The organism is Fructobacillus sp. ESL1117 (genome assembly GCF_058508565.1).
In genome coordinates this window covers 1,281,084-1,303,108 of the sequence record NZ_CP196385.1, presented here as the reverse complement: position 1 = coordinate 1,303,108, position 22,025 = coordinate 1,281,084, and the positions used below count along the sequence as shown (strand labels likewise).

The window sequence follows — 22,025 nt, the reverse complement described above, 5'->3', positions numbered from 1 at the left end:
TCCTTTAGTTCAAATCAATATCGCCGGACTGATTCAGCAAATGCAAATTAGCACCAGCGCCGTAACCGACATGGTAAGCCCGTTTCATTGAAAGCGCGCCGGACTTCGTTTCGGCCTCAACGATTGGCAACTGACTTTGCTCAACTTCAATATCGCCATTTTCGTTGGTGACTTTACCACCGCCGGTAACTGTCACTTGCTGCAATGTAATGTCACCATTTGTATTCCTTACTTGCACTTGATTAACGTTGATGCCTGTTAACTGAATATCACCATTTTCAGTTTGGATCGTCAGTTTTTGTAAATTCGCATTCTCTGGGATAGTAATCTCTAATCGTGTTTCACCTGATTGGAAAATCCTGTTTCTTCCTGATTTTTGACTCACAACCAACTGCTGATTTTCAACCTTCGACTCAAATAATGGCTGACCAGCAGAATCCAGTTCCTGGACAGCATAGTTGTCACCGCTTTTAACCACGATATCAAAGCTATTCGTGTTGACCTTTATTCCTTGAATATGGTCATTTGTCAGCTGGGTCTTGTCTGGACTAATATCGTGCGTTTCCGTTTTGACCCTGGTCAAATAGCGCGCCAAGGTAAAATCAATTTCCCCGGGCTTGGCTAAGACAAAGGAAACACTTGAGAGCACTACCCCCACACTCATCAAAAAGACACCTAATTTCAACGATTTTTTCATTAGCCTAAATCCTTTCCCAAAGTTCTACAAGCCAGCGACTTAGGGCAACAATTCCCTGAATAACCTTTTTCGTGACAAAGATAATACCTGGAATTACCAGGAACATCAGGCCAATAAAGATGATACCCAAGCCAGTAAAGAACAGTCCCGACCAAAGAGTATGGAACAATGTGAAGAGGCCGTAAATAAAGAAGGCGACACCAGCCGCCGTGGCCAATAACATCAAAATCGAGAAGACGAAGATGAGCATAAAGAGTGAAAAGAAGATACCACCAAAGAATGGTAGGGTTAGTGGTAACGTGATAATAATCAAGGCTAAAATCAAAACCCGATAAGCCGTTGTGTGCTGCGTTCCATAAGGCGGTACTTGTTCACCGTTCTCGGTATAATAATCTGTCTTAATTTTTGTTGCTAACTCTTCCGGTTGGCCCAGGCTCTTAATCGCCTCTGCATCCGATAAGCCACCGTCCTCAAGGTATTCACGATAATACTCTAAGATATCGTCCTTTTCTTTTGTTGGTAATCCTTTAAGTGCTGCTGCTAATTTTTCTAAATAGTTCATATTACTCTCCCAAAATGCCGTTCACCTGCTCAACAAAGGTCTGCCACTCTTTTTTAGCGTCAGCCAGCTGTTCCTCTCCCGTTTGCGTTAACTGATAGTATTTACGGGTTCGTTCATCAAAGATTGCCGACCGGGTGGTGACAAAGCCTTTTTGTTCGAGCCGTCGTAAGATGGGATAGGTTGTCGAATCAGAAATTGGAATAACTTCCTGTATTTTTTTTGTAATTACGTAGCCATAAAGTTCTTCTTCGGACAATGTCTGTAAAACAACCGCCTCGAGAACTAGATTCGGAATCTTTATTTTCATCATCATACTCCTTAACATCTAATACTATATGTCATATGATATAGTTTGTCAAATAGGATAAAACCCTCTTGAAACCCATATTTTTTTAATTTTAAAGAAAAAAAACTGTCAATCGCCACTTATCCGGTATCGCCAATCCGGTCGTTACCATCATGGCAGCACAAAAAAAGCCAATACCATTAATAACGGTGTTGACTACTAGCAAGAAAGATAATTCAACAACCAATTATCTGACTTTTATATCGTACTGATAAATCTGTTCCTGTCGATGACAATCCAAGGCAACAGGTCAGGCCAAAATACACAGCCATGATAAAGAAGCTGGCCACATCCTATTCTGATTTTGAATCATCGCCATTCAATAAAAAATTATAGGATTGTTTGATCTTATCCTAACGGATTTTTCCAATCCTTTGGTCGGCCCAACGCCCCATACTGCAAAAACAATTGAAGGCCCTCAATTTCTTCCTTACTGAGATCTTCTTCCATCTCGGCCAAATAGGTAAAGGCCCACGAAATCACCATCAACATTATGTTATCACTAGCCGGCGTATTAATTTCACCACTTGCTCGTCCCTTTTTAATCAGGGTCGATATCAAGGACATTTGCGTATTATATAAGTAATCATAAACAATCCTGGAATGCTTAATCACCCGTTGAAATTCAACAAAAATATTCTCACCTAAGAGCTCTTCACACTCTTCCTGCTCCTGTTTAAAAGCATTAATAATTTTGGCAAAGTTCGTCTCTGGGCCTTCTGCCATCATGACAATCGGCTCAAATCGTTTATGGTAAAAGTCCAAAACAACTTGTTCGGTTAGCTCCTCTTTGGTCGGAAAGTACTTATACATGGTGACAATTGAAATATCTGCTTTTGAGCTAACGTCCTTCATACTAGTTGCCCGAATCCCCTGATGTGTCATCAGTTCTGTGGCGGCAGCTAAGATCTTCTGCCGGTTTAATTGTTTTAATTCTTCTCTTTTCACAGGGTTTTGTCTCCTTGGTCGATAATTTATTTTATTATAGGTTGACTTTATTTTCAATAAAAGGTTTAATATGACTTAACAATATTAAAGTTTATTGTGAAAGGACACGTATGGCATATTTAGAATTAAAGAACATTAGGAAATCCTATTTCCTCGGGAAGGAAGAATTTCCCGTTCTCAAAGGCATCGATTTAAACTTCGATCTTGGCGACTTCGTTTCCATCCTGGGTGAATCCGGTGGTGGTAAGTCAACACTGATGAACATTATTGGTGGGCTTGACCGTAACTTCTCTGGTGAAGTTTTGGTCAAGGGCAAGTTGCTAGACCACAAGCAAGAAAAGGAATTAGATCGTTACCGTCGGGAAACGATTGGCTACATTTACCAGTCTTATAACCTGGTTTCACACCTATCCGTCTTAGACAACGTCTTAGTTTCATTAGACATGACGACGTTAAACAAGAAGGAACGCGAAAGCCGAGCCAAGGAACTTTTGCAAAAGGTTGGTTTGGAAAAACAAATCAAAAAGTATCCAAACCAGCTATCTGGTGGCCAAAAGCAACGTGTCGCCATCGCCCGTGCATTAGCTTCCGACCCTAAGGTCATTATTGCCGATGAACCGACCGGAGCCTTGGATGCCGAAAACACAACCGAAGTACTGGAATTGTTAAACGACATCGCCAAAGAAGGTCGTTTGGTCATTACCGTTACCCACTCGCAGGCAGTTGCCGATGCCGGAACACGAATTGTGCGTTTGGCCGATGGTCAAATCGAATCCGACGAGCGTCTCAAGCCTGCCTTTGCAACAACCGATAAAGAAATGCTTGGTTCCCGTCCATTACCTTTGATGGCCAGCATCCGAACTGCTGCTAAACATTTTAAATACAACATCAAGCATAATTCATTAATTATCTTGGGAACAGCGATCGGCTTGTTTGCCGTAGTCCTATTCTCAGGTCTTGGAAATGGAATTTCCGGCTATATTGGTGATCAAATTGCCAAGGTAGCCAACCCACAGTCGGTAACCGTCTCCCGCTATAGCAAGGAGACCGATGGTGAATCAAATGCTGCCGTCCTACTTGGCGGTGGTAGCAAGCAAGCCTTTACCGCCGACCAAATTAAGCAAATCAAAGACACTTCACATGTGTCAAAGGTTGAAAACTCTTATAGCGCTACCAACGTCAATACAACTTATAACGGTAAATCAGCAACGGTTACTTCATTGACCAACTGGACTTCAGAAGATACGACCGACTCAATCAAAGCCGGTAATGCACCGAAGGAAAATGAAGTGCTCTTAGACGAAACAACCGTGACAAAGCGCCTTGGTTTCAGTAACTATAAGGATGCTATCGGTAAGGAAGTCACGATGACTTACCAAGTCCAAAACGGACAGTCGGCTACTCCAGTGACATTCACTGCTAAAATTGCCGGTGTGACAAAGGCTAACAGCCAAGGTATCGCACAAGGATTAACCAGCACACAAACCATACAAGCTGCAATGGAAAAGTCTGGCCTATCAACTGCCCCAACGTCATTGAACTTGAAGGTTGATAATATGGACAACGTTAAGGCAACTACGAAGAAGATTGATCAAATCAAGGACAGCTCTTCTAACCGTCTTTACAAAACTTCTTCCGTTATGAGTATCATTGATCAAGCTCAGACTTACGTTAACTTAGCAACCAACGTTTTGGCCACTATCGCTGGTATCTCATTGATTGTTTCAGCATTGATGATTATTGTCACGATGTACATGTCGGTTTCAGCTCGAACTAAGGAAATCGGTATTCTACGTGCCATTGGTGAATCAAAGGGTGACATCCAATGGTTGTTCATTACTGAATCATTAATCACTGGCCTGATTTCAGCAATCTTTGCCACTGGTTTGGCCTTCTTGGCCGAAGCCGGTATCAACGCTGCCTTGAAGGGGACTGCAGATTACGCCTTCGTTCAGATTACTGCCGGTAATGTCACAACAGCCTTCGTCTTAGCAATCTTGATTTCATTGTTGGCTGCTATGCTACCAGCCCGTCGAGCTTCGAAGTTGAACCCAATCGATGCCTTATCAGCTGACTAAGCTTTCCTCATGGAATGAATTAATAAAAAATAATGAACCTCAGAATTGCAGCACAGTTCTGGGGTTTTTATGATGGCAAATGCAGGAATGGAGGGTCTCGGCTATTGCCGGAACGGCCCTAATGTTATTAGTAGACTCGCTTCCAGTTCTCAAAAACCATCAATTGTTGCAGAGAATTATTAATACGTCTACAGACCAAGTTTATCAAGCGAAGTAATCCTAAAGAATCCTTTCAATATCAAAAAACACAATATAACAGCGAAAAGAGTCGATGGCATTGAACCCTAAATTTGGTTAGCAACGTGTTTATAATAAAACTTAAAAATTACTTTTTGTTGGACGCTAGGATCGCAAGATACTCCTCAAATCCCATCATTTTTAGCTTGAGTATTTCAAGCTCGTTGGTTTTAAAATCAATTTCCCTTATCTTTTTATTATAATTAAATGATAAAATAATAGAAAGATTTTAATCAAGGGGAGAAGCTAGAATGAAAAATAGGTTTTGGATTTTCAAATGGAAAAAGTACAACAAAAAACTAACTCGTAATAACTCGGACACTCACACTTATTCTCGCTCAAGACATGGTTTATTCAAATCCACACTGCACCAAACATTATCAATCAAAGTGAGGTATCAATCATGATTAATTTATTACGCAATCAAGCATTTCGAGGATTAAGTCTAAGTACATTTTTCCAAGTTATTGGCATTAGCTTCTTTAATATTGTTCTGCTACTAATGGCCAAAAATACCAAAATGCCATCTTTTTGGGTTTCAGTAGTATCAATCGCAACAGTCCTACCTGGAATTACTTCTATTTTTCTTGGCAAAATTTCAAGCAGTATCAAAAATAAGACCAAGTGGGTTATCCTTCTGACCCTAACTCAAAGTCTATTTTTCGGAATACTAGCTGTTCTATTTTTTACGACGGACCAATATATTGCCTCCGCCATCATCGTTAATCTATTGTCGGATATTATTGGAGTCGTCATTAGCTTGATGAAAATGCCAATTATTCAAAATAAGGTTGCTGGAGAAAATCAGCAACAGGCGCTAGGCTTGTACCAGAGTATTTCCTTAATCATGGAGCCAGTTGGTCAAGGAATTGGCGTTAGTTATATGATGGCGACCCATAACTACGTGGTAGGGAGTATCATTAATGCCGTCACTTTACTGATTTCTGCCTGTATTTTATTTATCCATCGTCATGATCTAACATATGAAGAAAAAAATGTAGCAGATGGTAATGATCACAAAATTAAAATTCGGACGGTACTTCATTTATTTTCCGATATAACCGCAGTTCCAATTTTTAACATTTTATTATCGATTATTTTAGTTAATGCCTTAGGCACTAGTATTGATGGTATTTTAAACTTATATATCTTAGACAATCCTACGGTTTCTCCATTTCATTTTGGTACAACTATTTTACTAATCAACATCACCTTTGTTTTAGGTAGTATTTTAGGGTCAATTACCGTTAACGACATCCTCAAAAAGGCCAGCATTAAAACGTTAATTACCCTGGCTTCAAGCATCATCTTCTTGCTCTACGTTGTCCTATTATTAAATCTCAATATCATACTAATCTTAATAGTAGCTTTTTCTATTACGTATATCACGGGAAAGGTGAATCCTAAATTATATGCACTGTTAATGAAAAATAGTGATTCTAAGTCCCTCAGTATCATATTAGGCGTATTAAATAGTGTGTTAACGGTTGCAGCCCCCATCGGAAGTATTATTTTAGTTGGCGGTTACCCCATTTTTGGAAAATTACCAATCCTTTTATTATCAATGGTTGTCTCAATAAGCGTTATTATTTTGATTCAGAAAAGAACCGGTCCCCGGCTGCAAAAATAACAGAAACTATCACCGGTAATTGCTTTCGTTTCAAAGAAACCAACTGTCACATGTAGGGCACAAAAAAAGCACCAACCACAATCGGTTGGTGCTTTTCCATTTTTCTCGTAAAACGATAATATCAAGATTAACGCTTTGAGAATTCAGCTGTGCCTTTGAAAGCATGTCAAAAGGCTTAACATTAGTTTTTTTACTCACTGACGTTCATAGAAAACCATTCAAAAATTATAGTATTACTACCGCAACTACAACTACTAAACAGTACATATTCTAAGAAGCCAATCGCTTACCTAGATAATTCTTGAATTTTTCAGACATAAAGTTAGCTGGTATCTGTTTGCTAGTGATACTTGATGCCACAAATTCTTCAGAAGTTTTTTCCAATGATAACGGCGTTCGTGCAACTCTTCCATTATCATCCAGAGAAAGAATTCCTGAGTCCAACATTTTATGATGATTATTACACAACCAAAGTCCATTATCCCCGTCTGTCGCCATTGCTATTTTTTCTTCTAGGCTAATTTCAAGCTTTTTAATGTCAGCAACTGGGAAAATATGAGCTCCTTGAATAAGCTGAGGAATGTCACAGTCACAAAAAGCACAATGCTTAGGTCCCATTTTTTCAAGTAAATTAGCGATGTATGCCGGAGATCTCAAACTATCGTTCTTTTCAAATTCTTGCTTCTCGAGTTCCTGATCTTTCCTTACTACTTTAATTCCACTTTTCTTTAATAATTTAAGATCTGGTTTCGGAAGTTGCTTCAAGTTTTTCTCAATAAACTCATATAGTATAGTTGCCTTATTGTTTAGCTTCGACATGGCTAAAGCAATCAGAGTAACTTCTTTTTTACTTGCTCCATATACCTTTCCATATATGATGGTATTTCCATCATTATCGATGGTGGCATATGAAGAGTTATTTTGTTTCTTTTTTAACACCTTAGAACGATAATTAACAAAATCGTCAACTGTAGAAAAAGCAACGATATCTTTAGATAGGGCTTCATCCGCATTCAAGAAATGAGTTCCACTAGTCAACATGAGTCGATACATCATCATATGATAAGAAGTCTCAATGCTACTCTTAGAAACCTGTGGTAAAAAGTAAAAACATAGACGTTTGTTCATAGCTTTTTCTTCGGAAAAGAGAACCAAAGCTGTAGTAAAACTCTGAAAAAAAGAATTTCGTCCCTCAGACGCATTATCAGACAACGAAATATAGTTAGTCATTCCATCATATTTAATAACTACCAATCGGCCTTTATTATATGTTGAAACTTCTTTTCCTTTAGCGTTTTTTTCAGTTTCAATAAAATTAATATCGTAATCTTTTTGACCCGTTACTTTAAATACCAAATCTTCTAAAATATCATCCGTCAAAATATCTTGATAAGTTTCATCTCTTTTTTGAAATTGATTTTTAACTTCAATATGTGCACATTCAGTTTTCATAATTCATCACCAAAATCTCTTCTCTTTTACTTCCTCGCCAACCACTATTACCTTCAATATCGACAACATGGAAATCCGGATTTTCGTCAATCCAGTTTTGTAATTCATCATTGAATTCATCACGGTGCTTTAACACATACGAAAATAGAATCTTATTACCAGACTGATGTCTCTCCTCAATGAAACGGAACAGATTTTGTTCTAATTCACCATTCCACCCTTTGAAACCACGTTTACCGTCATTATACGAACCAGTCGTCAAACGATAAGGCGGATCTAAATAAATTAAAGTTTCTGGTCCGGACGGTATTACCATTTCATCAAACGATTCCGAATAAAAGGAAACATTCGATTCCTTGATTTTACGTGAAAAACTAATTAGCTTTTCATAGATTCGTTCATTAAACCATCTCATTCCAACTGGATTATTGAACCCCAATTTAGTATTGAACCGGATTTGTTGTTGGAAGCCATACAGGATGATTGTATATAGCATTTCCGGCTTTTGTTTCTCATCCGGTAGAGAGTTATAGAAATCACGAGCAGCCTTATATGCATCGCTATCAGCTGCTTTTAAATCGAATTTTTTAATATAGCGTTGGATGCTCTGAATCAATTTATACGTATCCATTTCAGAAAACATTTGAATGATCTCTTTAACTTTAAAGTTAATATCATTATAAATTAATTCTTCGCCCCTAAAATTAATTCCCACATTGAAGCCACCACCAAAAACATCGTAAATATTTTTTGATTGTTTAGAAAAGTAAGGAGCAATCTTACTGATTATTCTTGCCTTGCTTCCAATGTAGTTTAAAGGTGATTCATAAACAACATCGCATTTGTCTTTCAACTCAATATAGAAAAGATATTCAAAATGTTCGTTGTTCTTTTTGGTTTTAAAATTCCTATATTTTTTATACGGGATTTTTTTAAAGTCAAAAGTACCTGTTTTACCATAACGTTTCATGCTTGCTTCAATGAAGTCTTTAGACATTAAGCCATCATTGTTATAACTCAATAGTACATATTTCGCTTTGGTTGTTGCCAGCACCTGATCAAATAAAATTTCAGCTTTATTTTTCTTTGACCAATCCGAACGCATTGGTCCCGTTGGTCTTGAGCCTGTTACCTTACTGATATCAGGATTATCATTTTTTATTAACGTTTCAAAAATATGATATTGGGTTCCGTATTGATTTTGCGTATAAGGTGGATCTAAATACAATATATCTGCATCAACTTGTGACACAACATCTTCGATTTTTCCATTTATCGTTGTAACATCGCAAACTGGCTTTTCGTCGTGAGGAACAGGGAAAAACTCCATCTTTTTTAACGCTCGGCTATCCCAATGCTTTAAAAAGGCTCCATACACCCCTGCCGTATTTGCTACTTTCGACATAGATTCAATGAGTGAAGCCAATAAATAATCATATTCATCTCGACTCAAAAAATCGTTATCATACCATTCTTGTATTTGGTTACGAATATAATCAATTCTTCCAGCATTGAATTCCGAAAAGTACATTCTAGCTGTTTCAGCTGGGGAATAGTTTTTGTAAAAGAACCCATGTAGAATTTCATCATTCTTATTAATAAATTCAAAAGGATTAAAACCTAATTTTTTAAATTGGGTTTTGGAGCCCACTATTCTTCCCCTGGTGTAGACAACACTCCACTCGAGCAGATCGTTTATCACTAAATTACAATCACTCTTCAAAGAATCTGCGACAGCACCAGTTCCTGCAAAGGCATCGAAAAAAGTATATTTACTTTTTAATAAACCTTTTTTATTCAAAAAAGATTTAATATCCTCTGTAATTGTATCCTTATTTCCTAGGTATCGCACAATGACAACTCCAATTTGTTTAGTTTTGTATCTTAGCTAGTTGTGTTAGTCGTTTATTAACAATGGGTGAAAGATAATTCTCGTTACTATTATCTTGTTTAATATCTGCTACGTCATTCAAAGCTTCTTGATAAATAGAACTTTTTTCTGCATCAGTTAAGGTGATTAGTTCTTCAAACTCCTTAATAGCATTAGTTGAAATTATTTTTGAATAATATGTTTTCCATGTTCGTGAAGCATCGATATATTCATTTTCACCATTTTCTTTAAGAAAATTCATTTTATTATCATAGCGTGCAATAGTGTTGATCCAACTATCAGTCTCGATAATCAATTTATTGAATGCCATGTTTTTCAACCTGAAATAGTTTGCAGTCTTTTCATTTTCATCCAAATAAAAATCATTAATTCTATCAATTAAATACGTAAGATGTTCAAAAATAATACCTTCACTTTTCAGCCTACCGTAAATTTTATGTTCATAAAATGCAGGAATAGCATATGCACTTTCAAGACTTCTTTTGAAACCGTCCTCTGTATGGGGAAATTTAGTTAAGTTATACCCACAAAGCAAACGTAAAAACAAAATTTTTCCGTCAGTCTTATCTGCATATTCTTTTAATTTCGAATAATCAATACCTGCAATTAAACGTAGATAATCTCCGAACTTTTTGGCACCATCCAGAAGATTCCTTAAACATTCTTGAGTATATAAATTGTATCCCTTTGAAGTATTTAACGAAATTTGTGACTGCTTAACAATACCCGATTGAATATAAAAATGAAGGTTAACAGACAAGTTATGGTTATTAATCAGTTTAATGAAGGATAAAATCAGATTGGAATTAGCCTTTGTTGCGGAGCTCTTGAATTCTTCAACAAAATCTTCAATCGATATCGTTGCCACTCCGATAGTTCGCATATGATACTTTGCAATGAAATTTTGAATAACAGCCTCTATTGCATCACCTTCGGCCATTAATTGTTGACGAAAGTCAGAGAAATAGGTCCGCTCAAAAATGGCGTCAACAACTTCCTGTTTTTTCTCATCGTCATATTCATAGCGATGAAGCTTCCCCTTGTTTATGGTCGTACTTGGAAAGCTTTGCCCATTCACATATTCAGAAATTGTCTTATCTGGCAGCTCATTTTCACTATCTGATTTAGACTGAATTCCCATATCTGAAAGTATGCGACTTATCTCTGCTAGAGAAAAAGAGTTTTTTGCTTCTTTCAAAATTGAGTGAAAATTCAAAGTGTCTTCTTTAAGAAAAATAAGTCCCATTTTCCACCCCAAAACTAACTAAATATTCTCTCTTATTTTATCATTAAATAGCCTTACGTCAGCATTTCAAAATTACCTTTTCCAATTTATTCCGTTTTGTGAATACTTTATTTGTTCAAAACAATAAGATTAAACATGTTGAAGGCCTTCAACAAAAACAACAACGATAACAATAAAGAAAAAAGAGGTAAATTATGTCTTTTACGATAAACAATTTTAATTCAGGGTACAGTCAAGAAAATTACTTGAACTCTCCTTTAAGCAAACAAAATCCAATCTTACTTATTGGTAGAGGACTTAACAAAGTCCCTAAATTTGACGAGAACAGAAGACCTATTCCAAATACCGTAGATAAGACTCAAATTGAAGTTTATTATCCTGGTTTTGGAACTATGAATATTAAATTCTCACCGGATTTCACTCTGCCGAAAATTGCTGATCTAACTGAGATTGAACTACTAGAAGCTCAAGCTTTCATAAACGTGAAAGGAAGAATTTACGTAAAAGCAGAGGGGGTGAAGGCTGTTGGAAAATAAAGACTTAGTTCGATACTTAGAGGAAGTTTTAAATCAATCCCTTTCTACTGAAGAAAGTTCGATAAAGCAATCTTTCAAACTCATTATCGATTCACAAGGGATAGAGTTTCAACCCCGGCTACCAAATTCTTTGGTTATGGATTCAAATCTCTATTACAGGCTTTTCGATATTATGTTTTTTGCCCTGTATCCGAAATTCACTTTGATAAAACCAACAAGTATTTTATTCAAGATGAATAATGGGCCGATTGAAACAGCCAGATCCTTTTACTTCCCATACAAAATTGGTACATCAAAGCGTTTAATCGGCACTATTGACGAGTTATTAACTCATCAAAAGCCAAATCGAATCTCCCTAATGGATGGAATTGACTACGATTTCAATAAAGGTGTTCATGTTGTAATTACAGGTGCCACAGGGTCCGGGAAAACTCAGAGTTTACGCTATTTTTTAGAAATTAGTCACCGGCTCGGCCAGGTCGTGCTCATCGATCCAAAGAAAAGTGATGGTGCAAGATGGGCAAAACAGCATGAGGATATTTCTCTAGTTGTTCCAGAAAAAGGCGATCGTCCTGAAGACTTCCTGCCACGTGTAAACGAAACTTTATCGGATGCACTTGCCCTCATCAATGCTCGTCAAGATTCTCTGTATTGGGAAACCGATCAGATTTCTGCAAACTACCAAAACCTTGGGTATAAGCCAATTTTTCTCTGTATAGATGAGGTTGCAAGCCTATGTGTTGGGCTTAAGAAGTCACTACTTAATGATTTTCACTCATTACTTCTGCAAATAAGCTTGCTAGGGCGTGAAGCTGGAGTCTTTCTAATCTTATCTCTTCAGGAGGCTCGTCACGATCTGTTACCTGTTGCCGTTCGTTCACAAATGGGCGTTCGTATACTACTTGGTCGTATTGACAAGAATTCTGCTCAGTATCTCTTCCCCGAGATGCTGTCGAGTGATTTCTCACTGCCATCAGGTGGAAAAGGGAGCGGTATTATTTCAATCAACGATGGCGAACATATAGGAATTGAACCAATTTCTATGCCAACTATCTTAGGAGATTAACGATGACTGCACAAAATATCATTAATGTTTCTTTCTTTTTGTCCCTGATTGTAGCAGGCTTCCTGTTTGTATTTTATTGGATTATTAGTTTCCACAAGGGGTCTTCCACGAAATCAATTAGGCTTAGAAAGGCACTTTTAAGAGCCACAAATGGAAACAATCATCTTCTTGTTAACGTTGATTACACCTACAGAACCATTGTCGCTAAAAGTTGGGTGAAGCGTGAGGATAAAAGCATCACGCTCCACATTCCGATTAGAAATTTTTGGCAACAGGTAGATGATCGAACATACAACAATATCTTAACCGCTGTTAAATCAATACCATTCCAAAATTTTTTGCACGATGCCTTTCCTGAGTACAGTTTCTCAGCACCACAGCACACTGCAAAGTTCATCTATATTTCCGGTTCAAAAAATTGAGTCTGACCTGCTTGTCGTAGACAAGGACAGAGTCAGACTCAAAAATGTGCCAAACACATACTAAACTGCTCCCCTTACCCGCTGGGGCTTGTTATAGCGGGATAAACCTGTGCCGAAACCTCCAAAAAGGTTATCGGGCAGGGTACATAGAAAAAACACTGTGTCAGGAGGAATTCATATGCCTAAAAGAAGTAGAACCTTTATGTATACTCAGCAAATTCAGCATCTTCCCTTTTCGACGATAGAAGCATTTCAAGCACGACTTGAAAACATTGGTGTGATGGAATTTGCTTTTATCGTGCATGATCAAGATATGAATGATGGAAAACCTGTTGCTCCACATATTCATGCTGTTTTACGCTATCAAAATGCTCGAACCGTGGAAAGTGTGTCAAAACAAATTTCAGATAAGTCCCAATACATCGAAGTGTGGAATGGAAATTATTTCAACGCATTCTCGTACTTGGTCCATAAAACTGACGGTGCCTCTTCAAAATTTCAATATCCTGTTGATGCCGTTGTTTCAAATTTTGATTTCAAATCAAAAATCGAAACGTATAGAAGTAGTAAGCAAAATACTAATCAGCAAAGCACCAACCATATTCTAGATGATATCGTCACTGGAAAAATACGTTCAAAAGAGGAAGCATATCAGTTATTGCCTGGTAGTTTGTTATCTAAATCAGTTAACAACATCAATTCAGCTTTTCAAGCACGCCAAGTTCTCGAAGCGGAACGATGGAGAAAGGATAAAAAAGCATCTGGCGAACGTATTCATGTTATTTGGATTTTCGGTGTTGCTGGGACTGGTAAGACCCGGTTTGCTATTGATTTCTTCAAAAAGCTCAACATGAAATATTTCAAATCAGGTTCGAGCAAAGACCCCTTTCAGGGCTATAGCGGTCAACACGGAATCATCTTAGATGACTTGCGTCCAAATGAAGGTCTATCATATGCTGATTTACTTCGCTTCCTTGATCCATGGAACTTGGAAGCAATGGCAGCAAGTCGTTATTTTGATAAGGGATTGCAGGCTGATTATGTGATTATAACCAGTCCCCTCGGTCCTGTTGAATTTTACGACTCACTTTTTACGGACGAAATGGATGCTTTCGACCAGCTAACGCGAAGATTGGAGACTGTTCTGTATTTTGACCGTCAATCAATTATGGAATGCGAATTGATGAGTTTAAACTACAAATTGCAATACCGAGCTTCCACTTCAATTAAGGTGGAAAACCGTTGGTATGTTCCAGAAGAGGAACAATCAGAGGGCCGTTTTAATTTAAGCGAAATTCAAAATCTGTTCGAAGACGAAGAGAAAATTAATACTGATGAATAAACAAAAAAACATGATTGTACAGGTCGAGCCCTTAGCTGTTAGAAGAGAGGTATTAATCGAACTACTCCAGGTCTCTCCTGGGACTTTTGATCGTTACATACGCTCCGAGCCCGACTTTCCAAGAATACAAGTTGGTTCTACTGAACGATATCCAATTGATGAAGTTAAAAAATGGTTATCAAAACACTCAAACAATTAACCGTGATGATATACTTACAATGTTTAGTAGTTGTCAGATGCGGTCTTAAAAGAAAGGATTGCATATGGCAAAAATAAAAAAAATTGGTAATTACACTTATCGGAAAGGAAGGCCTCATCCCTGGACTGTTCAAATCAGTTTGGGAAATCAACGAATTGCTAAGTCATTCACGAATAAACAGGATGCAGAAAAGTGGGCATATACGCAGCACATGAAGCACCTAAAGTCCTTTGACTTTCAACAGTCTTTAACTACATTTCCAGAGTTCTTCTCATACTTCATGAAAGAAGAAAAATCTGGATATGTAAGTCATGCAACTTTTAGGAATTACGTTCAAACCCAAAAAGTTATCACAACACTATACAGGGGCCTACGGCTCCGGGACTGTACGACTGCTACCATGCAGCCTCCTTTAGACGAATACTCAGTAACTCATAGCGCAAAAACGGTTACTGAACATTTAAAGCGAATTCGCGCTGCACTTCGATATGCTCTAGAGATAAATGCTATTGATGTGAACTGCGGCCCTCGTTTGAAACAAACCGGTTATGAATTGGATTCTAAACGAAACCAGTCACTTTCGATGGAGAACTTTAAAAAGTTACGTAAACAGTTACTCGTTAACCACGATACAAAATTTAAGGTGCTAACTCTTTTAGCAACTGAAACAGGGGCTAGACGAGGTGAACTATTAGCTTTAACAAAAAAAGACCTACTTTCACATTCACATAGCATTTCGATAACAAAATCAAAATCTCCAACTGATGATAGCTTAAAATTGAAAACGCGCGGATCTAAACGAATAATCGATATTTCTGAAAGGGTCTTCGACATAGTTTCAAATCTTGAGGTAGAGTCGGATGGATATATATTCCCGACTAATTCATTCAAGCAATCATCGATGCTGAAAGATTTACTTCAACAATTAAAAATCCCGAACACCACTTTTCATGGTCTTCGAGATTCTCATGCATCTTTTTTATTTGCATCGTTCAACGATGATGTCGAAAATGCGATGCTGTATGTTAGTAAACGTTTAGGCCACGCTGACTTGCTAACCACACAAAGGTATTATGTGGAATTAATGCCAGAAAAAAAGCTCGTGCAAAATGCACAAGCTTTAGATTTCCTCTCAGAGGCGTTATAAAAAGATTTTTTTAGGTATTATTCCTACCAAGCTCCTACCAAGTAAGAGAAAAACCTTGATACAACAGGATTTGAAGCCAATTTGTATTAACGCTTTGAGAATTGTGAAGCCTTACGGGCCTTCTTCAAACCTGGCTTCTTACGTTCCTTCATACGAGCATCACGGGTCAAAAGACCAGCTTGCTTCAATGCAGGACGGAAGTCTGGGTCAACAACGAGTAATGCACGGGCGATACCGTGACGAGTGGCTCCGGCTTGACCAGAGAAACCACCACCATTAACGTTAACCAAAACGTCATAGTTACCCAATGTATCTGTAGCGTTGAATGGTTGCAAAACAACTTCACGCAAGTTAGGGAAAGGAATGTAGTCTTCGATTGACTTGCCATTCATAGTGATGGCACCGTTACCAGGAACCAAACGGACCCGAGCAACTGAGTTCTTACGACGACCAGTTCCGGCATATTGTACTGCTGCAGTCATATTATCGGCACTCCTTTCTTAGACCAACTTGTTGATGTCAAGTACTTCAGGCTTCTGAGCAGCATGGTTGTGATCTGCTCCAGCGTATACGTGCAGGTTCAAACCTTGCTTACGTCCCAAAGATGTCTTAGGCAACATACCCTTGATTGACAATTCCAACAACTTTTCTGGATCATATTGACGGTAGTTACCGGCAGTACGTTCCTTCAATCCACCTGGGTGGTTTGAGTGATGGTAGTAAATCTTGTCAGTTGCCTTCTTACCAGTCAACTTTACTTCACCAGCATTGATGATGATGACATTGTCACCCATATCAACGTTAGGTGTGAAAGTTGGCTTGTTCTTACCACGCAAAATAGAAGCAACTACTGTTGACAAACGTCCCAAAACGACGTCCTTGGCATCAATGATGTACCACTTCTTTTCGATTTCGCTAGGCTTTGCTAAAAATGTTGTACGCATGGCGCGCTCCTTTGATTAGTTGTTTACATGCTAGGTCGTTCCTTACCTAACTTTTACAATAAGTTTCCGGGGCTTATCGTGAGGTAAACAATACCAATAACCATTATAGCGACTAGGGCTTGTACTGTCAATTATTTTCCCGAATTTCTTACTGATTTTCCATCAATAAAATCAGTTCTATTCAAACTCATTTTCTTCAGAAAAGGATCACAAAAATTCTAATGTTCCCTTTTATGTTACAAAATATTTAATTTAATGTGACAAATGAGTCATTGTCGTGTTATAGTACCTTTATAGGAGGAATCCGTATGCTACATCTTAGAGATATATGGAAAACAAAGCCCTTCTGGATTTTTATCGCTTTAATGAGCTTAATCGTCCTTGGTGGTAACACTGCCATTGCTTCAGCTGGGCCAAACACCCTGCAACAGCAGCAACAAGCCCCCACCAAGTTCGCTCAACCAAGCACACCAATTACAAATATCAGTACTAAATACATCCTGATGAGGCAGGTAGATATCGCAAGCAAACATGCTGAGTAAGACGAGTGCCATTGGTTTGCTTTTACGACTGACAAAATCCAGATTCAATCATCGAAAGTGCTGGCTACCCGAATGCTGCCCGGTTTGCTGATAAAGACAAATTGGAGATTGATACTCTTCTCCCCGTCATTTCCATTAGTAAACCGTCGGACTAGCCACGACCCTCTACTTCTCCTCATTAAACTTTTCAGTTGACTGGCAGCACTGATAAAAAGGAGCCCCAACCATGAATAATGGTTGGGGCTTTTTGCTGTTGCCATTAAAATTTTTTACGATTACTCACCTGGGCTTCTCTACTGAGACCACTACACGACTTAATGAATAACTATAAGCCGCTCAAATTAGGCAAAAGTCACCACTTTAGTACCAGCATAGGCGGCTAAGCGAGCAGACTTAAAGGTTAATTCCAGCAACACCTCTTCTTCAGGGTGTGGGTGGTTCTTTGCGAAGACAGGGTTGGTGAAGTAAGATTGCACATCCTGCCAAGTTTTCTTGGAACGCACCATAGTTACTTGGTTGGATTCGATTCTAGCCCCGTTTTCATTTAAAGGCGTCATGATGGCAACTTTTGCGTTCTGGTCCAAATCAACAATCTTTGCCGTATCTGGCTGTGAAACCAGGTACCAGACGTTAGGGCGTTCTGGATCAGCCGCAAAGCCCATAATCCGCAAGCTTGGTTGATCATCTTTGGCCGTTGCCACAAAAATCAAACCCCGAGCTGCCTGAATATATTCCTCAAATAATGTCATGTTAACCTCCGTGTGTCGACTACCAGCACTTAATCAGCTAATAAAAAGTGTAAGCTGATTTTTAAAGTGAAAAAATTATCCGAACTCACAAACTATTATACGCTACTTCATCCAAATATAAACCGGCCGCTGGCGCCGTGTAACGTGCCTGTTCCCGGTCTTTGGCAGCAATCAACGCTGGAATAGCATCAACAGGCCGGCGGCCAGTGCCGATTTCCAGCAAAACACCAACCATAATGCGAATCTGGTTATACAAGAAGGCGTTGCCCTCAAAGACAAAAACAAGTTCATGCTCATCTTCTTTGACCTCAATTTCCGCTCTAGTGATGGTTCGAACGGTTGTGGTCGTTTGATTTCCAGAAGCAGCAAAGGTGGCAAAGTCATGTTCGCCGATTAAATCAGGCAGAGCCTGCTCAATTCGTTTGGGGTCCAAATGCCAGTGAAAGTGGCCAGTATAACGCCGCTTAAAAGGATCGACATAGTCCTGAGTCGAAACCCGATAATAGTAGCGCTTCTGATGGGAGGCAAAGCGGGCGTGAAAGTCATCTGAAACCTGGTCCACCTGCTTGATTAAAATATCTCTAGGTAAGATGGTATTCAAGCCCTTGCGGACGCCCGCTCCCGGGATATTAAAAGGCAGATCGAAGTGAACGACCTGACCATTGGCGTGAACGCCGGTATCGGTTCGTGAGGCCCCGACAACCTTAATCCGTTCAACGGGGTTCTTGCCCATCTGATTAACGGCCTTGATTAATTCTCCCTGAACAGTACGGTGGCGTTCCACCCCATTTTTACTTTGTACTTGAAAGCCTAAAAAATCAGACCCGTCGTAAGCGACAATCGCACGATAACGCGGCATCGGCGGCTCCCTTCTTGCTAGTTTTATTTAATTGATCCATAGTAATCCGATAAAAAGAAGGACAAACAGTCCGGTCGCCAAAACAGCCAATAAATCCTGCTTACTAAAGGATAAGACCCGATAACGGGTCCGATTATCCGCAGATTCAAAACCACGAACTTCCATGGCGTTGGCTAAGTCCAGTGCCCGCTGTAAGGCTCCGATAAAGAGTGGAATCAACAGGGGCAAAACGGCCTTTGACCGCTTGATCAGTGACCCAGTGGACAGTGACATCCCCCGCGACTTTTGTGCCTTCATCACCTTATCCGTTTCCAGCATCAGCAATGGCACAAAGCGTAAGGCGATTGAAAGCATCAAGGCCAGTTCAGCAACTGGTACCTTAATCACTTTTAAGGGCTTTAAGAGCGACTCGATGGCACTGGCAATGGCCGTTGGCGGTGTCGTCAGCGTTAGGGCTGTTGACATCAGAACAATCAACACAAAGCGCAAAACCACATAAAGGGCATTAACCAAGCCCGGCAGCGTAATTTTCAAAAACTGCCACTGGAACAAAACTGGTGTTCCTCCGGTAAAGAAAAGCTGGAGGCAGACGGTAAAGATGATTAACCATATCACAGGCTTAATTCCCCGCCAGTAAAGTCCAAGACTTTGACCCGTTAAAACCAGTGTTAAGGCCAAAAACAAAGTGGCAAGGGCATAGGCCGGCCAGGTATTAGCAAAAATTAAGAGAAAGACATACACCACCGTTACCAAAATTTTGGTTCTGGGGTCGACCCGGTAAAGCCAAGCTGTGCCGGGAATAAATTGACCAATCACAAGGTTATTCATCTCGGTCACCTCCAGTCAAAGAATTTGGCACAGTGACCTGATCCCAATCAACTTGTTCCTTGATTTGTTCAGCCAATTCGGCCACTGATTTTGGCAAATAATCAAAATGATAACCGCGGTCTTCCAGGTACTTTGCAAACGCCACTGGCTCTGGCAAATCCAAAGCATGATCCAAGAACCACTGCCGGTCACGCAAAAAAAGCTGGTCGGGCGCTTCAATGGCTGCCACACGACCGGCCTGCATCACGACTACTTGGTCTGCAAGCGCTAGCACCTGGTCCATCTGGTGAGAAATCAAAACAACTGTCTTCTGGGCGGCCTTCAGATCCCGTAGCAAGTTCAAAAGTTCCTCTTGCCCCTTGGGATCAAGGCCAGCCGCTGGCTCATCAAAAACCATAGCTTGTGGATCCATTGCTAAGACGCCCGCCAACGCCACTCGACGCATTTGTCCACCTGAAAGATCAAAGGGCGAGTGTTGCCAAAATTCTTCCTTCAAGCCAACCTGAACCAAAGCTTTTTTTGCGAGAATTTCCGCCTCTTCAGCATTCTTGCCAAAATTCTTAGGGCCATACATGACATCTTCTAAGACCGTGCTAGCGAAAAGCTGATTTTCCGGAAATTGGAAAACCATTCCCACCTGGGCCCGAACTGGACCCAATGCCTTTTCCTTGGTTTTACTGGTGACAACTTGGTCACCAACGACAACTTGTCCACCGCTTGGCAGCAAGAGTGCATTCAAATGCTGAACTAAAGTCGACTTGCCTGAACCAGTTTGACCAACAATGGCGGTAATCTGACCGGGTTCAACCGTTAAATTAATATCGTTTAGAATCTGCTCCGAATTTTTTCCGGCGCCATAGTGAAAACTTAATCCTTCAATGTTGATAGCCATGCTGCCAACTCCTGCTTCGTTAAATACTGGTTGGGTGCCTTTGGCAGGGCCTGAGCCAGTTGAGACTCAAACGGCTGGTCTAAGCCAAGTTCTTTGAGTGCCTGTCCCTGGACAAAGAGGTCCTGGGGTCGGTCGTCCAAGGCTAACTGACCGTCATTGATGACGACCACGCGATCCGCCAAGGCGGCCTCCGCCATGTCATGAGTGATAACAATGAGCGTCAGTTGGTCCTGGTGCTGGTGTTTCAGATCCTTTAAAGTCTGCAAAACAGCACTCTTGCCAGCTGGATCGAGCATAGCCGTTGCCTCATCTAAGATAATCACCTTTGGTTTAAGGGCCAGGACGGATGCCAGAGCGACTCGTTGCTTTTGTCCACCCGAGAGCGTGTGTGGTTCTCGGTCAGCAAAATCAGCCATCCCCACCTGTTTCAGGGCTGCTTCGATCATTGCTGGCATCTCTTCAGATGGTACCTGACGGTTTTCCAAACCAAAAGCAACATCGTCGGCAACAGTAGCACCGACAAACTGGTTATCCGGGTTTTGGAAAACCATTCCCACCTGTTCACGGACTTCCGCCAGTGTTGCAACTGTCAGTTCCTGGTCAAAGACTCTAATTATACCACTGTTGGCTTCTAATAGGCCCAGGATGAGCTTGGCAAGCGTTGATTTTCCTGATCCATTATGGCCGACAATCGACAGCCACTGCCCCTCTTGCACTGCAAGGTCAAAGCCATGAAAGAGTGGGTCCTGGTCTGGGTACCCATAAGTCAAATTGTTAATTGTTATTGCATTTTTCATTATCAACATTTTACCATATTTGCAGGCTGAGGGCCGGTCGCGGTAGTTTGGTCGGTGACGAGTTGAGAACCACTGCTTTAGTTAGTAAATGCGGCTTAATTTTTTCTAACTGATGCACTGAGCAACACCACAAAAAAAGCCGACCCACATGGTCGACTTATTATTCAATCCTCAAGGCTCAATCTGAAAAGTTCTCTGCCAGTCTTTGTATGGTTCTGATTTCATTTTGTCTGGACCTTTTTCAAGGCGGCGTTGATCCGATCAACCTGAGTTTGCTGATCAACTTTGATAATCAACCAAATCACCAGGTAGGCGGTCACAAAAATCAACCAAAAATTCCAATTTAAGATGCCATGAAAGCCACCCGTTAATTGATCAGTGAGAACGACTAAAGCGAAGGTACCTAAGAGGTGGATGACAATGGCCATCAAATAAGACAAGCGCTCAATCGTAAAAATCAAAGTTAACAGGCCAATCGCAGCACTCATCAAGAGGACGCCAACGATATCCTTTGTTGTGACTTTGATTGTTTGAGCAGACAGCAGCAGGGCTAGTAAATAGGTTAATGAGCCGTATTCCATACCACGGATCATCTTTAAGAACAATTTCTTCATT

The 22,025-nt window shown here is 39.9% G+C and carries 23 protein-coding genes; 8 read left to right on the top strand and 15 right to left on the bottom strand.

Annotated features, from left to right (window positions below; translation table 11 throughout):
* Positions 1-4: 4 nt before the first annotated feature.
* The 4 genes from ACSYSH_RS06165 to ACSYSH_RS06150 form a co-directional block, all read right to left on the bottom strand.
* Entirely contained in the window at positions 5-697 is a 693-nt protein-coding gene (locus ACSYSH_RS06165) for a DUF4097 family beta strand repeat-containing protein (RefSeq protein WP_252774342.1), read from the bottom strand.
* Between the two features lie 4 nt (positions 698-701).
* Positions 702-1,259, bottom strand: a complete 558-nt coding sequence (locus ACSYSH_RS06160; RefSeq protein WP_252774343.1) for a DUF1700 domain-containing protein — start codon at positions 1,257-1,259, stop codon at positions 702-704.
* A gap of 1 nt (position 1,260) precedes the next feature.
* Complete coding sequence (locus ACSYSH_RS06155) at positions 1,261-1,572, bottom strand: PadR family transcriptional regulator (RefSeq protein WP_252774344.1); 312 nt, start codon at positions 1,570-1,572, stop codon at positions 1,261-1,263.
* Positions 1,573-1,953: 381 nt separating this feature from the next.
* Positions 1,954-2,553, bottom strand: coding sequence for a TetR/AcrR family transcriptional regulator (locus ACSYSH_RS06150; RefSeq protein WP_252774345.1), 600 nt, complete (start codon positions 2,551-2,553; stop codon positions 1,954-1,956).
* Positions 2,554-2,663: 110 nt separating this feature from the next.
* Here ACSYSH_RS06150 and ACSYSH_RS06145 point away from each other — a divergent pair, with 110 nt between their 5' ends.
* Together ACSYSH_RS06145 and ACSYSH_RS06140 are read left to right on the top strand one after the other, a co-directional pair.
* Positions 2,664-4,631, top strand: a complete 1,968-nt coding sequence (locus ACSYSH_RS06145; RefSeq protein ID WP_489816245.1) for an ABC transporter ATP-binding protein/permease — start codon at positions 2,664-2,666, stop codon at positions 4,629-4,631.
* 640 nt (positions 4,632-5,271) lie between these two features.
* A complete protein-coding gene (locus ACSYSH_RS06140) occupies positions 5,272-6,498 on the top strand; it encodes an MFS transporter (protein WP_489816244.1) in 1,227 nt (408 codons plus the stop codon).
* A 270-nt stretch (positions 6,499-6,768) separates the two neighbouring features.
* Here the strand turns inward: ACSYSH_RS06140 and ACSYSH_RS06135 are convergent, their stop codons facing one another.
* Genes ACSYSH_RS06135 through ACSYSH_RS06125 form a run of 3 tightly spaced genes read right to left on the bottom strand, consistent with a single transcriptional unit; the run spans position 6,769 to position 11,087 of the window.
* Positions 6,769-7,950 (bottom strand): HNH endonuclease signature motif containing protein, encoded by a 1,182-nt coding sequence (locus tag ACSYSH_RS06135; protein WP_248657275.1) that lies wholly within the window; start codon positions 7,948-7,950, stop codon positions 6,769-6,771.
* On the bottom strand, positions 7,940-9,802 hold the full coding sequence (locus ACSYSH_RS06130; RefSeq protein WP_491702185.1) for a DNA adenine methylase: 1,863 nt from the start codon (positions 9,800-9,802) through the stop codon (positions 7,940-7,942). Before ACSYSH_RS06130 ends, ACSYSH_RS06135 begins: the two co-directional genes overlap by 11 nt.
* A 19-nt stretch (positions 9,803-9,821) precedes the next feature.
* On the bottom strand, positions 9,822-11,087 hold the full coding sequence (locus tag ACSYSH_RS06125) for a hypothetical protein (protein WP_248657277.1): 1,266 nt from the start codon (positions 11,085-11,087) through the stop codon (positions 9,822-9,824).
* Between the two features lie 194 nt (positions 11,088-11,281).
* On the opposite strand from ACSYSH_RS06125, the gene ACSYSH_RS06120 reads away from it, so the two are divergent.
* The 5 genes from ACSYSH_RS06120 (at position 11,282) to ACSYSH_RS06100 (ending at position 15,799) form a co-directional block, all read left to right on the top strand.
* Positions 11,282-11,623 carry a hypothetical protein gene (locus ACSYSH_RS06120; RefSeq protein WP_248657278.1) on the top strand — a complete coding sequence of 114 codons (342 nt, stop codon included), beginning with the start codon at positions 11,282-11,284 and terminating at the stop codon, positions 11,621-11,623.
* A complete protein-coding gene (locus ACSYSH_RS06115; RefSeq protein WP_491702186.1) occupies positions 11,613-12,689 on the top strand; it encodes an AAA family ATPase in 1,077 nt (358 codons plus the stop codon). Before ACSYSH_RS06120 ends, ACSYSH_RS06115 begins: the two co-directional genes overlap by 11 nt.
* A 2-nt stretch (positions 12,690-12,691) precedes the next feature.
* Positions 12,692-13,111, top strand: a complete 420-nt coding sequence (locus ACSYSH_RS06110; RefSeq protein WP_248657280.1) for a hypothetical protein — start codon at positions 12,692-12,694, stop codon at positions 13,109-13,111.
* Between the two features lie 178 nt (positions 13,112-13,289).
* Positions 13,290-14,453: a Rep family protein gene (locus ACSYSH_RS06105; protein WP_491702187.1), complete on the top strand. Its 1,164-nt coding sequence runs from the start codon at positions 13,290-13,292 to the stop codon at positions 14,451-14,453.
* A gap of 263 nt (positions 14,454-14,716) precedes the next feature.
* Positions 14,717-15,799, top strand: a complete 1,083-nt coding sequence (locus ACSYSH_RS06100; protein ID WP_248657282.1) for a tyrosine-type recombinase/integrase — start codon at positions 14,717-14,719, stop codon at positions 15,797-15,799.
* 86 nt (positions 15,800-15,885) lie between these two features.
* Here the strand turns inward: ACSYSH_RS06100 and rpsI are convergent, their stop codons facing one another.
* Together rpsI and rplM are read right to left on the bottom strand one after the other, a co-directional pair.
* Complete coding sequence (gene rpsI / locus ACSYSH_RS06095; protein WP_059393905.1) at positions 15,886-16,281, bottom strand: 30S ribosomal protein S9; 396 nt, start codon at positions 16,279-16,281, stop codon at positions 15,886-15,888.
* An 18-nt stretch (positions 16,282-16,299) separates the two neighbouring features.
* Positions 16,300-16,743, bottom strand: a complete 444-nt coding sequence (gene rplM / locus ACSYSH_RS06090) for a 50S ribosomal protein L13 (RefSeq protein ID WP_059393906.1) — start codon at positions 16,741-16,743, stop codon at positions 16,300-16,302.
* 308 nt (positions 16,744-17,051) lie between these two features.
* Between rplM and ACSYSH_RS06085 the strand changes: the two genes are divergently transcribed.
* Positions 17,052-17,285: a hypothetical protein gene (locus tag ACSYSH_RS06085; protein ID WP_252774348.1), complete on the top strand. Its 234-nt coding sequence runs from the start codon at positions 17,052-17,054 to the stop codon at positions 17,283-17,285.
* Between the two features lie 341 nt (positions 17,286-17,626).
* On the opposite strand, the gene ACSYSH_RS06080 is transcribed toward ACSYSH_RS06085, so the two are convergent.
* The 6 genes from ACSYSH_RS06080 to ACSYSH_RS06055 all read right to left on the bottom strand — a co-directional run bounded on the left by ACSYSH_RS06080 (position 17,627) and on the right by ACSYSH_RS06055 (position 22,024).
* On the bottom strand, positions 17,627-18,034 hold the full coding sequence (locus tag ACSYSH_RS06080) for a pyridoxamine 5'-phosphate oxidase family protein (protein WP_491702188.1): 408 nt from the start codon (positions 18,032-18,034) through the stop codon (positions 17,627-17,629).
* A gap of 85 nt (positions 18,035-18,119) precedes the next feature.
* Positions 18,120-18,893, bottom strand: coding sequence for a tRNA pseudouridine(38-40) synthase TruA (truA, locus tag ACSYSH_RS06075; RefSeq protein WP_252774350.1), 774 nt, complete (start codon positions 18,891-18,893; stop codon positions 18,120-18,122).
* Between the two features lie 27 nt (positions 18,894-18,920).
* Positions 18,921-19,721: an energy-coupling factor transporter transmembrane component T family protein gene (locus tag ACSYSH_RS06070; RefSeq protein ID WP_252774351.1), complete on the bottom strand. Its 801-nt coding sequence runs from the start codon at positions 19,719-19,721 to the stop codon at positions 18,921-18,923.
* Positions 19,714-20,613: an energy-coupling factor transporter ATPase gene (locus ACSYSH_RS06065; RefSeq protein WP_491702189.1), complete on the bottom strand. Its 900-nt coding sequence runs from the start codon at positions 20,611-20,613 to the stop codon at positions 19,714-19,716. Before ACSYSH_RS06065 ends, ACSYSH_RS06070 begins: the two co-directional genes overlap by 8 nt.
* Entirely contained in the window at positions 20,589-21,410 is an 822-nt protein-coding gene (locus tag ACSYSH_RS06060) for an energy-coupling factor transporter ATPase (RefSeq protein ID WP_491702190.1), read from the bottom strand. The genes ACSYSH_RS06065 and ACSYSH_RS06060 overlap by 25 nt, the downstream gene beginning before the upstream one ends.
* Before the next feature lie 221 nt (positions 21,411-21,631).
* On the bottom strand, positions 21,632-22,024 hold the full coding sequence (locus tag ACSYSH_RS06055) for a DUF3021 domain-containing protein (protein ID WP_252774354.1): 393 nt from the start codon (positions 22,022-22,024) through the stop codon (positions 21,632-21,634).
* Position 22,025: the final 1 nt, after the last annotated feature.

Bases quoted from the DNA above. Each gene is read 5' to 3' on its own strand.
- ACSYSH_RS06160 (WP_252774343.1), bottom strand. From the start codon at position 1,259: ATGAACTATTTAGAAAAATTAGCAGCAGCACTTAAAGGATTACCAACA.
- ACSYSH_RS06155 (WP_252774344.1), bottom strand. From the start codon at position 1,572: ATGATGATGAAAATAAAGATTCCGAATCTAGTTCTCGAGGCGGTTGTT.
- ACSYSH_RS06070 (WP_252774351.1), bottom strand. From the start codon at position 19,721: ATGAATAACCTTGTGATTGGTCAATTTATTCCCGGCACAGCTTGGCTT.
- ACSYSH_RS06135 (WP_248657275.1), bottom strand. From the start codon at position 7,950: ATGAAAACTGAATGTGCACATATTGAAGTTAAAAATCAATTTCAAAAA.
- ACSYSH_RS06085 (WP_252774348.1), top strand. From the start codon at position 17,052: ATGCTACATCTTAGAGATATATGGAAAACAAAGCCCTTCTGGATTTTT.
- ACSYSH_RS06165 (WP_252774342.1), bottom strand. From the start codon at position 697: ATGAAAAAATCGTTGAAATTAGGTGTCTTTTTGATGAGTGTGGGGGTA.
- ACSYSH_RS06110 (WP_248657280.1), top strand. From the start codon at position 12,692: ATGACTGCACAAAATATCATTAATGTTTCTTTCTTTTTGTCCCTGATT.
- ACSYSH_RS06140 (WP_489816244.1), top strand. From the start codon at position 5,272: ATGATTAATTTATTACGCAATCAAGCATTTCGAGGATTAAGTCTAAGT.
- ACSYSH_RS06145 (WP_489816245.1), top strand. From the start codon at position 2,664: ATGGCATATTTAGAATTAAAGAACATTAGGAAATCCTATTTCCTCGGG.
- ACSYSH_RS06105 (WP_491702187.1), top strand. From the start codon at position 13,290: ATGCCTAAAAGAAGTAGAACCTTTATGTATACTCAGCAAATTCAGCAT.
- rpsI (WP_059393905.1), bottom strand. From the start codon at position 16,281: ATGACTGCAGCAGTACAATATGCCGGAACTGGTCGTCGTAAGAACTCA.
- truA (WP_252774350.1), bottom strand. From the start codon at position 18,893: ATGCCGCGTTATCGTGCGATTGTCGCTTACGACGGGTCTGATTTTTTA.
- ACSYSH_RS06080 (WP_491702188.1), bottom strand. From the start codon at position 18,034: ATGACATTATTTGAGGAATATATTCAGGCAGCTCGGGGTTTGATTTTT.
- rplM (WP_059393906.1), bottom strand. From the start codon at position 16,743: ATGCGTACAACATTTTTAGCAAAGCCTAGCGAAATCGAAAAGAAGTGG.
- ACSYSH_RS06120 (WP_248657278.1), top strand. From the start codon at position 11,282: ATGTCTTTTACGATAAACAATTTTAATTCAGGGTACAGTCAAGAAAAT.
- ACSYSH_RS06055 (WP_252774354.1), bottom strand. From the start codon at position 22,024: ATGAAGAAATTGTTCTTAAAGATGATCCGTGGTATGGAATACGGCTCA.
- ACSYSH_RS06060 (WP_491702190.1), bottom strand. From the start codon at position 21,410: ATGAAAAATGCAATAACAATTAACAATTTGACTTATGGGTACCCAGAC.
- ACSYSH_RS06125 (WP_248657277.1), bottom strand. From the start codon at position 11,087: ATGGGACTTATTTTTCTTAAAGAAGACACTTTGAATTTTCACTCAATT.
- ACSYSH_RS06100 (WP_248657282.1), top strand. From the start codon at position 14,717: ATGGCAAAAATAAAAAAAATTGGTAATTACACTTATCGGAAAGGAAGG.
- ACSYSH_RS06065 (WP_491702189.1), bottom strand. From the start codon at position 20,613: ATGGCTATCAACATTGAAGGATTAAGTTTTCACTATGGCGCCGGAAAA.